The sequence below is a fragment of the Candidatus Symbiothrix dinenymphae genome, from assembly GCF_001431085.1.
In genome coordinates, this window is sequence record NZ_BBRU01000301.1 from 1 (window position 1) to 8,037 (window position 8,037).

4 protein-coding genes and 2 pseudogenes are annotated in these 8,037 nt (G+C 48.9%); all 6 read right to left on the bottom strand.

Annotation, left to right across the window (positions count from 1 at the left end):
- A pseudogene (locus ASC50_RS03760) lies at positions 1-352 on the bottom strand (hypothetical protein); the annotation flags it as partial.
- Between the two features lie 38 nt (positions 353-390).
- Entirely contained in the window at positions 391-2,868 is a 2,478-nt protein-coding gene (locus tag ASC50_RS03765) for a glycoside hydrolase family 2 TIM barrel-domain containing protein (protein WP_055432361.1), read from the bottom strand.
- Between the two features lie 70 nt (positions 2,869-2,938).
- Entirely contained in the window at positions 2,939-4,090 is a 1,152-nt protein-coding gene (locus tag ASC50_RS03770; protein ID WP_082592081.1) for a DUF4998 domain-containing protein, read from the bottom strand.
- A 31-nt stretch (positions 4,091-4,121) separates the two neighbouring features.
- On the bottom strand, positions 4,122-5,348 hold the full coding sequence (locus ASC50_RS03775) for a DUF5000 domain-containing lipoprotein (RefSeq protein ID WP_056928728.1): 1,227 nt from the start codon (positions 5,346-5,348) through the stop codon (positions 4,122-4,124).
- Positions 5,349-5,492: 144 nt separating this feature from the next.
- The gene (locus ASC50_RS03780) at positions 5,493-7,439 is read right to left on the bottom strand and encodes a RagB/SusD family nutrient uptake outer membrane protein (protein WP_055432364.1); all 1,947 of its coding nucleotides are present in this window, start codon (positions 7,437-7,439) and stop codon (positions 5,493-5,495) included.
- A 19-nt stretch (positions 7,440-7,458) separates the two neighbouring features.
- Positions 7,459-8,037 (bottom strand): annotated as a pseudogene (locus ASC50_RS03785) (SusC/RagA family TonB-linked outer membrane protein); the annotation flags it as partial.

The window sequence follows — 8,037 nt, forward strand, 5'->3', positions numbered from 1 at the left end:
CGGTGTACCAAAGATGATACACGCCGTCCCGCTTAATAACGGAGGGGCGATTGATTTCATTTTCCCAACCTGAGTCGGGATTGGGAGCGAGAACGATTGTAGGCTCAGACCAATTAATTCCGTCCTTACTTTCGGTGTAGGCAAGCGACTTTTTCGGTCGCCACGAGAACCACATCTTGTATTTGCCGTCCTCTTGCAGCATCGCGATATCGAAACACGTGCCGAGGTCCGCGCCACCGAGAACAGGATTGTTCTCATATTTCGTCCATTTTATATCTGCCCGACAAGACGACAGAGTGAACACTGATAACACAAGCAGTGAAACTGCTAATAAACAATAACTTTTTTTCATTTCTTTTATAATTTTTATTTTTAATATTTTTAATTTTTTTAGAGTGCAAAGATAGTTGTTTTTATTGTAGCCGTTGCTTTGCGCAGACCGGAGGCTTCGGCTTCGAAATGGATTTTGCCTTCTTGTTCGGACGATTGAACAATGGCTACCAATTGACCCTTAAAGGCACTCATCTTGGGGAGGTGGAACTGTTCGAGGTTCCTCGCATCGCCGTTTCCTGCTGCCCGAAAGCTGCCCGCACCGCTTACTTTAAAGCGGATAGAGTTGGATGCTTCGGGGCAGAGGTTGCCGTCTTTATCGACCACCTTCACTGTGACGAAAGCCAAGTCTTTGCCGTTTGCTTCAAGCGACGAACGGTCTGCCGACAGTTCTATGTGATGAGGCTTGCCTGCAGTATGGACTTCCTTTTCGACCACGGCTTGCCCTTTCTCGTTGTAAGCCACCACTTTTATAACGCCCGGTTCATACTTCGCATCCATCCACATCAGGCGGTAGCGGCGCTGGCGGAGGAGTTGTTTGGCTGCATCATCGTTATTGGTACGGTCAGCCGTCATCGTGATATCCTTCGTCAGGCGGCCCTGGCTCTTGCCGTTGATAAAGAGTTCGGCAGAAGGATGGTTGGTATAGACGAAGACCGGCGTCACTTCGCCTTCCCGTCCCGGCCATGTCCAGTGGGGGAGGATGTGTAGGGTTTCCTCCGTGGGATTCCAGTGGCTGCGGTAGAGGTAATAGCGGTCTTTGGGAATGCCTGCCAGGTCGATGATGCCAAACATGGAACTGTGGTTCGGCCAACGCCAGTGAGGAGTCGGTTCGCCTAAGTAGTCGAAGCCCGCCCAGACAAACCCGCCTATACACCAGGGATAGTCGTCGTGATACACAAAGTCGTCGTCCGGGAGATTCGACCACCAACAATGTTCTACATCATATCCGGACATTTGTCCATCCTCATGAACTGTTTCCTTGTCGTCAGTGCGGGTTACGGGGAAGTAGTATGTGCCCCGTGAACTGATGGTGGAGGTCGTTTCGCTGCCGAGTACAATGTTTTGAGGCAACTCCTCGTAAGCCTTTTGGTAGAAGGGAAGGCGATAGGTGAAGCCGGCCACGTCGAGGATGGCAGCCATGTGGCTGTCCATGGCACCCTGCGCATTATCCAAGCCCATTGTTACCGGTCGGGTAGGGTCTTCGCGGTGGCATATATCTTGAAGGAAACGCGCCGTTTTCATGCCTCGCGCCGATTCTTGCCCGTGCACCTCATTCCCGATGCTCCATATTACAACCGAAGGACTGTTGCGATAGTTGTGCAGCATATTGACCATATCTTTCTCCGCCCATTCGGTGAAATAACGGTTGTAGCCGTTCTTGCTGCCTTTGACACCGTCCCATTCGTCGAAGGCTTCCACCATCATCATGAAACCCATTTCGTCGCACAGGCGCACTAATTCGGGAGCAGGCATATTGTGCGCAGTGCGGATGGCATTGCATCCCATTTCCTTCAGAATACTCAGTTGCCGCCTGAGCGCACTTTCGTTGACGGCTGCCCCAAGCGGTCCGAGGTCATGGTGGTTGCATACGCCCCGGAACTTGATTGGCTCGCCGTTGAGAAACATGCCTTTGTCGGGTATGATTTCAAGCTGTCGGATGCCGAAGGGCGTCGTATATTCGTCTTTCAGCACGTCGTTGGCGTATAGCTTTGAAACGGCTTCATACAGGTAAGGTGTCGAAGGTGTCCACAAGTGCGGGGTTTCGACGGCGAAATCCTGTTCAAAAGTAAAGGCGTCGAAACGCGAGAGGGCACTTTCCGAACGGGCGACTATTTTACCATACGAATCTTTTAACTCCGTAACTAATGTAACCCTTCCGGACAGGTGCCCGTTCGGCAGTTCAACCTTTGTCTTGAGCTTCACCTTGGCGTATTCGCGATTCACCACCGGCGTAGTGAGTTGCGTTCCCCAGACGGGAATATGTTCGCCGCTCGTGAGGATAACATGGACGTTGCGGTACAGCCCCGCGCCGGAATACCAGCGCGACGATTCCGGTAAGTTCTCTGTGCGCACGACCAGGACGTTGCCTTTTTCCTTCATATTTGCCGTCATGTCGAACCAAAAGCTGTTGTAGCCATACTGCCAAAAGCCCACCTCACGGCCGTTGAGGTAGACCCGTGCATTGCTCATCGCCCCGTCGAAGAGGATAGCCGCCCTTTGTCCCCGCGCAAAGCCGGGCGCGTCAAAGGTGGTGCGATACCAGCTTGCACCGACGAGAGGCAAGCCTCCTTCGAGGATGGACCTCTGCACATTGGCACTCTTGTCGAAATGTCCATAAATAGCCCAGTCGTGAGGCACGGTTACGGTTTGCCACTTGCTGTCGTCAAACTCCGGACGGACAGCCTCCTCCGTGTCGGTACGCGAAAACTTCCAGCCTTTTTCCAGCAAGAACTCCCTGCGCTGCTGCGCCATCCCAACTAAGGAAGCGCCCAGTAATAAAAAGAAACAGAATAAGAATTTAATTCCTGATTTCATATTGTTTATTATTGTGTAACACATTCAAGTCCCTGCAAAGGTACAAAAAAATTGATATAAACGCAGACAATCAATATGACCTGTAAACATAGATTTCCGCTATCTGAATATATACTCCTTCGTTGCTGTCGGGCAGATAGATTTTCAAATAACGTTTCCTGTTGGCGGGATCCGGCGAAGGTATATAGGTTGTCAACATCTGCGGTACGGCATTGTTTGGAAACACAATGTCGTTACCGATTTGCACCCATGTAGCGGCAGTCGGATCCGGGTCGTCACTTACGAAATATTGAACAGTTTTGGCACCTACTCGACCGGAAGCGCGATAAGTTACTATCTGTGTAATATCTTTCGGCGTCTTCATGTCGATAATAGCCCAGTGGGGGGGGGGAGCAGCTGGAGACCACTCTGAGTGCCAGTAGCTGTTGCTGTTGTTGTCTATACCGTCAATAATCGTCGTTGCCCGATAGCCGCTGTTTTGGCCGGACCATTCTATCACCTCCCAATTCGTTTTATCAAAGAGAATAACCGGATCTATTGTCACGCTCTCCCAACCCAGACTGAACGTATCTACAGCATCCGGTTCCGGACGGAACACTGAGCGGTACTCAAACGTTGAGCCGAGTGTCGCATCCGTAATAGTAGTAAGGGCGTCGACCGGACTTGCCGCGATGGTGGTATCCACACCGCTCAGCTTAGTGTAACGGATTTCGGTCTGCACCTGATTTTCGGCTGCTATTCCCCATGGAATCTTTATGTGTATATCTGTGCCAACCTCAACAGGACTACCCACATCAACGCGCCGTTGGTTCAGGGTGCTTCGGAAGAGTGCTCCGTAAGAGATACCTGAGCCGGTGGTTTTGAGGGATGAATTGCCGCGGCTGTCTGTTGTTTGCACTTCAAACGCATAGGATTGTTCTCCCATATCCGGAATGGTATCTTCCACGACGATGGTATCCGAAACAGATGCAGGAACCGGGATGGAACGGTGCCCCACTCCGTCGTTCCAATACACTTCAATCGTCTTCACATTCGGCGAATTGATTAACCAACCTTGAAACAAAATACGTCCCTTACCCGCTCTGAACACCATCGAATCTACTTTTGGGGCATAGACTATTTCGCCGTCTTCAACATACTGCTTGTGGATGTCCATACCATCATCACAGGAAATGAAACCCAACAGGCTCATTGCTAATACACTAATATATATCTTTTTCATTGCTTTATATTTTTTAATTTATTTATATTGTTTATTCCACATATCCGCCATATAAGGTTATTTCTGCTACGTGCATAAAAGTAGCGTTACCCCAGTTGTCACGAAATAGAAACCGTAGAAACCGTATCGGCTCTCCTTGCGGGAAAGAAAACTCATCCCCGGCAATTAAAGCACGCCTGTCTTCATCAGATACCTGATAGGTTGGTAACCCCGATGGTTTTATCACTTCAAAATCTGCAAGCGGTGTCCACTCGCTCCAATCACTGCTTGGAACAGTATTGGAACTGCTGCCATAGACCGTAAAATTTTTAGGATTTCCTACGTTATACATGCTTCCGCCAGCAGTAGTGAGGTAGTCAGTGTTACGCTGATGAAGTAACAGGCGGCTCACTGACGCAGAAGCACCTAAATCCAGCGTAAAGGAAACTCCTCCCGGCATAGTACCGTTGGCCGTATGTCCGAAATTGTAAATGTCGTCATCTATCAAGTTTTCGTTCTGCGCATACCAATAATAAAACGGGGAGTCGCCCTTGGGGTCGCCGGGTCCTGAGGGCAGGATGAGAATTTTCATGTTACTCTTGTCCAACTTGTTGTCGGCAAGGGGAGTAATTAATCCTTCCGGAAGGATGACGTCCGAAGCGTTTCCCCAGTTGTCGCTGATAATCAAGCCGAACTTACGAGGCTCCGGCAAATAGCCGCGAAGGCTATATTTCGAAGAATCGAGATAGGAGGACAGGATAGTAGCCGGTTGCAAAGTGCCGGCTTTGTCCTCTGTGAGAAACTCGAAGGAGAGTGCGGCTCTGTCTTCGTTTTTCCAACTGAAATCGGCACCCCCATTGCCGGCAACTATCTTCACCGTCTTGGCGGTTTTGCTCAGGGACGATTCAAGCGGTTTAAACTTCACCGATACGGGGTCGGATTTCTCCAGAGCACGGTTAACGACATACAACAGGGCAGTGTGCTCTATCGTGTCGTTAAAACCTTCCAACGTCAATTGATTCGTATAGAACGAACCGGACGCTTCCCGTTCCGTTCCGTCCGTCCGGGTGGTATATACGGCTTTTACTTCCAAAATATCTTGGACATCGGGCACGCGATATTTAATAACAACGCCTCCGGCAATCGGAGTGGTGCTCACGGTTGCTTCGGCAACCGACTCGGGTTTCCCCAGATTCTTATTTGTGGGTTCCAGCAACCTTTCCTCGCAGGAAAACAACAGAAACAAACAAGCAATAACACTAAAATAAATTGTTTTCATATTCTCTAATTTTTTAAATTATTAATTTCTAATTCTTTTTGTCTGAACCTTGATTTTAATAAGATTTACAAGATTACCATGATAATCATATTCTCTTTCATCTTGCTAATCTTTTTAATCTTATTAAAATCGTGATTCAGACAATCACCATCCCCGATTTTGTTTTAACTGTGGATTATCGATACAATCGCTCTCCGGTATCGGGAAAAAATAGTCGCGCGGGGAAATAAACCTTTGGGTATAAATCGTGGTTGGGGTGTAATAATCGTTTGCAGACCTCCCCAGGTGATTCCAACCCTGTATCAGGCGATTATTTTGTTCAGTAGCGGCTGTTTTCCAGCGGCGACTGTCCCAAAAATAATGTCCCTCGCAAGCCAGTTCTATTTTCCGCTCCTGCTGAATGATGGCACGCAGACCGATTGGGGTGGTAGGCTTACTCTTATACGCCGACTTTGCATGGGTCTGCCAGCTGTTCACTACGCCAACCAAACCGGCGCGCGCTCTGACCTCGTCGATGTACGGATACGCATTGGTGGGTCCTTCTGCTTCGTTCACGGCTTCCGCTGTGAGCAAGAGCAAATCAGCATAACGCATACTTGGGAAAGGATATATCTCTCCCCACCACGTAGTAGAATTATTGGAATATTGAGTATTCGGATGGATAAGTTTTTTAGGCCAGTAACCCGTTGCATTGTATTCACCCGGAGCGAATATGGAAGAATATTCCCCATAGCGAGCTCTAGGATACCGACTATCCACTTCTAATCCCGGAGCACCACCTGCGCCGCCGGGCGGATTTTGATCATGATTTCCGTACCATTTGCCGCGGTCGAAGCCCAGTGTGGAATAAAAACGCGGTTCACGGTCGAAGTTCATGGCTGCGGTCCATTCACCCATTTGGATAAGATATCTGTGGTCGTAGTCGCCTTGGCGAATATTGAACCGTCCATCATAATCGAAGCTATCGGTCTCGTTAATCGGAACGCCATCCTTCGTATAAAACACATCGACAGTAGAAAAAGGAATGCTAAATAAGCCCTTGGCGGGATTACTTACTGCGAGTTCTAATCTGGGCATACAGTTTGCCTGAAAAACGGTGAAAGTCGCAGCGTTATTTGTCCATATCAGTTCCACATTCCAAAGTTTGCAAATCGCCTCTCGGAGCGTATTCACCAGAGCGGTAGTGTCCGAAAGAGTAAAGGGTGTTGTATAATCCGCTCGCTGAAACAGCCGTATACGAGCATCCCCGCAGACAGCCACTGCCGCTTTACAGGCCTCTGCCGCTTTTGTCCAGCGTGTTGGGTCTTCAGTCTGGTTGAAAAACGGTTCATTATTGTGGTCAACGAAATTCACCAGTTCCGTATTTCCGTTAAAAAGCGGGCTTGCCCAATACACCAATACTTTCGCTTTTATGGCATAAGCTGCTGCCTTGGTAAAACGACCGGATTCCTTACCGATATCCGGGATTATCTCCGGCAAAGCATTGGAGTTGATTGCTTCGTCCAACAATTCCACGGTGTAGGCAAAACAGTCATCCACTTTGTCGCGGTAAACCCGCACACCCTGCGTGGATGTTGATACAGGTGCACTTTCTCTAACGATACACATCGGTCCGTAATGGGTAATCAGGGAAAAGTGACAATATGCCTTAACCAGTTTCACCTCTGCTATCCAGCGGTCTTTTTCGGGTCTCTTCAAGTCGGGCACTCGTTCGATATTGTCCAGAAAAGTGTTGCAATCGCGGATAGTGGCATACAGGCTTCCGGGGGTTCCGCCAGCCCACATATCCATTATCGCAGTGGTGCGGTCGTTTTGCCCCAGTCCCAGCACCATGCCGGGGTTTGTTCGCTCATCTGGCTCTTTGTAATCTTTGTTGTATATCATTTCAAGAGCACCGAGAAATCCGGGTGTAGCTGTAAGACTTGCTGTCGACGGCAATCCATAATAGCAAGTGGCAAGAAACTTTTCAGCCATATATCGGTCAGAAAAGGCATTGTCCAAGGTAGGCACCATGTCGGGAACAACATCCAGATAGTCGCACGATGGGAAAATGAACATCGCCGCGGTAATACATTTTATTATTGTTTTCATAATTTTTAATTTTTAATTTTTAAAATCCTATATTAAGTCCTACATTAAACACTCGTTGCAGCGGATACCCCAGACCGTTGCCCGCCATTTCGGGGTCCCACAGTTTGAAGTTGCTCCAGCACAACAGATTGGTGGCACTGAGATAAACACGCAGATTGCTTATGTACGCCTTCTTCGTGAGGTGTTGCGGGATGGTATAACCCACTTCCGCCGACTTAAACCTCAAAAAAGTAGCGTCTTGCATGAACCATGTACTTGGTTTGCTGTTGTTATCAACCACATCATTGGACAGACGGGGCCAAAAAGCATACGGATTGCGATTGCTTTCAGACCAGTAGTTGTCGGCTATTGCCTGTAACACTGCATTTTGCCCCCGTAAACCGTCATCGCCGCTGTCTTTGTAGGACCCGTCGAGAAACGGTTGTATGCGTCCGTTGCCGTCGGTGCTCAGCCAGAAAGACTGCCGTGCCGAGCCTTGGAAAAAGGCGGAAGCATCAATGCCTTTGTAACCGACAGAAACGCCAAAACCGTAATTGATTTCCGGAACCGTAGGGTATCCGATGGGCACCTGATCCAGATTCGTGATGAGTCCGTCGCC